Annotated in this window: 1 protein-coding gene; it reads right to left on the minus strand. The window is 49.8% G+C overall.

Annotated features, from left to right (window positions below; translation table 11 throughout):
* Positions 1–71: 71 nt before the first annotated feature.
* Complete coding sequence (locus EVJ30_RS14855) at positions 72–1283, minus strand: transposase (RefSeq protein WP_161568870.1); 1212 nt, start codon at positions 1281–1283, stop codon at positions 72–74.
* Positions 1284–1691 lie beyond the last annotated feature (408 nt).

Here is a 1691-nt window from a genome sequence, read left to right on the forward strand (position 1 = left end):
TGGTTCTTACGCAATGTTGGTGAACGATGATGAGCGACCGTCTGAAGTTGGTCGCTCATTTTTTTGCAATATCAATGAGCAGGGCTCGGCTCAGGATTGCGACAAAGTACCCGAATCCTGAGCAAGTCAAAGCCTCCTCTTCCATACATGAGTCGTTTCAACATCTTTAGGCGATTGACGTTCCCCTCCACGTAACCGTTATTTTCTTCGAACCGACAAGCCGCCAGGATCACCTCTATATTTTGTTTGAGACGACCCACGAAGCGCTTCAGTCCGGGATGTGATGTGACCTGTGGATTTGTAATCAACGCAAGAAGATGTTCCGCGTCCCGTTCACGAATTGCTTCTCGAAATCCTTGGATGAAACAGAATGGAATGGCGAGATCTCCATAATGGACTAACAGGTACGAGACATCGATGATGTCACCCGGTCTGGTCGAAGGCCATTGCCAGAGTAAGCGACAGACATCCTTGCGCGATATAAAAACCTGGGGTTCAGGAAGACCCTTTTTCCGAACGTCAAGTGAACGGTAACGGACCGCGCCGAACGAGCCTCTGTAACCTAAGTGCCTGAGATAAGCATCCGTTTCCTTGAGCGTATATCGATTCAGAACACATTCTCTCAAATGTGGCATGAAACGATCGATCAAGTGAGGTCTTTGTCTTTTCGATGGAGAGGGCTCGTAAGTCGGGTCACTGTATTTCTTGACGGTCCTCCAGTTCAAGTTCAGCACCCGGGCGATCGCATTCAGACTCATCCCTTGGTGATACATGCTTTGAACCATTTCGACCAACGGTCGTTTCGTTTCTTTCCGGGGTTCAGTCGGATGTTGCGGTTTCAAACCGTACGATACAGCACCTTCCGGATTTACAGGGATACGAGAGGGAAGGACACGCTGGCATATCGAATTGAGACATCGCCACAGATTGTCTATGAGGTGGAACCGATCGCTCACCACTACGATGTCCTGGTTGAGCAACGCTTCTTGATAGGCCGGGAATCGGTCGACCGATGCGCGGACAGGTCGCTTCTCCAGATTCAAGAGCCAATCCGTCAACATGTCAGCTTCGCGAGTTCGGAGCAAGTCGACGGGACGATGTGTTATTGCGTCGCAGATGATGGTCCCGTACCGATGCCCTTTTTTGAAGGCGAAGTCATCAATACCGATTATCTCAGCACAGTGGTTTGGGATGGGGACCCGTCGTAACACCCTCAGCAGCGTGTCGTGGCTGATTCGAAAACCTAGAACAGTCGTGACACGCTCGGCTTCCTTCGCACTCATGGCCAACATTAAAGTTGATAACACGCGCTCCGTACGGAGCGTTCTCCGCGAATGAGAAAGGGCCCATGGCAAGCGCTCTGTAAAAATGGAGCGTGGGCATCTAGAATTGTCACAGAACCATTTCGGTACTTGAATCTGCAGGCGGAGCACTTGATACATGCCTGAAAAGTCTTTTAGTCGTCGCTTCGCGAAACTGTGACGTCGGTGACAAGACTGACCGCATTCCGGACAACATGCACCGCTGGATACGAGACGAGCTACAAAGTATTTCACCCCATCGTGTGAGTGAACATTCGTGACACGCAATCGATTATCCAGGAATTCTAACTCGTTCATGGGAATCAATCCTTTTTGATTTTATTCCCATAATGTCAGCATCACTACCTCACCAACATTGCGTAAGAACCA

This window comes from Exiguobacterium sp. SH5S13, from assembly GCF_004337085.1.
In the GTDB taxonomy this organism is placed as follows: domain Bacteria; phylum Bacillota; class Bacilli; order Exiguobacteriales; family Exiguobacteriaceae; genus Exiguobacterium; species Exiguobacterium aurantiacum_A.

Coding starts and splice junctions, on each gene's coding strand:
- EVJ30_RS14855 (WP_161568870.1), bottom strand. CDS start 1,283: ATGAGTGCGAAGGAAGCCGAGCGTGTCACGACTGTTCTAGGTTTTCGA.